General features: G+C 48.7%; 1 rRNA gene. It reads right to left on the minus strand.

Features of this window, described 5'->3' with window-relative positions:
• Positions 1-672: 672 nt before the first annotated feature.
• A 5S ribosomal RNA gene (rrf, locus tag IB258_RS30190) occupies positions 673-785 on the minus strand.
• Positions 786-787: the final 2 nt, after the last annotated feature.

Below are 787 nucleotides of genomic sequence, written 5' to 3' on the forward strand. Positions count from 1 at the left end.
TTTGTTTCGTATTTCTTAACCCCCGAAAGGGTCGAGTCATACGTCGCTACTCAAAGGAAGTGAGGTATGTGCTTAGACTTGACATCTAAGGTACTTCACTTCTAGTGAGCACTTGATTTCATTGTGCCTGTGACCGAAGTCACTATGCACTCGCATCAAGCGCCCACACTTATCGGTTGTTTAATTGTTAAAGAGCGGTACTGCTAAATTCTGTACTACTTACTGCATCTTGCCGCCAACTTCGCGCTTCGCCGCTTACGCGACGTCGCTGCATCAGCAGCAGAGAAACGAGATTATGAAGGAGTTTTTAGCGCTTGTCAAATCGTTGTCGCTTTTGTTTGAGTTTTTCAACTCATCTCCAGCATCAAGACCTGACAACTTACCGCCTGGACCCCTTCAGGTCCGCCAGGACAACGTCCCGGCTTTTCGCTTCCCTTAGCAGCTATCGGAATGTCGGGGTATACCCTGATATTTCGGTAGCAGCCAAGCCGCAAACTATAACATCTTTTTTGCAGTTCATGCAGCTGGCTTCTGCCTAATCTGCATCTTCTACTGCAAAACCGCTGTTTTGCTGGATCTCTCCATCTTTACCGCGGCTGAGAACTCAAGGCTCTCACTTATATATAAAGACAAACCCCCGCAGGGTAACCTGCGGGGGTTTGCGGAATAAAAGCTTGACGATGACCTACTTTCACAGACGTCCGTCCACTATCATCGGCGCAAAGTCGTTTCACTGTCCTGTTCGGGATGGGAAGGAGTGGGACCAACTCGCTATGGTCGTCAAGCG

Source organism: Achromobacter sp. ACM02 (assembly GCF_014851605.1).
GTDB lineage: Bacteria > Pseudomonadota > Gammaproteobacteria > Burkholderiales > Burkholderiaceae_B > Achromobacter > Achromobacter aegrifaciens.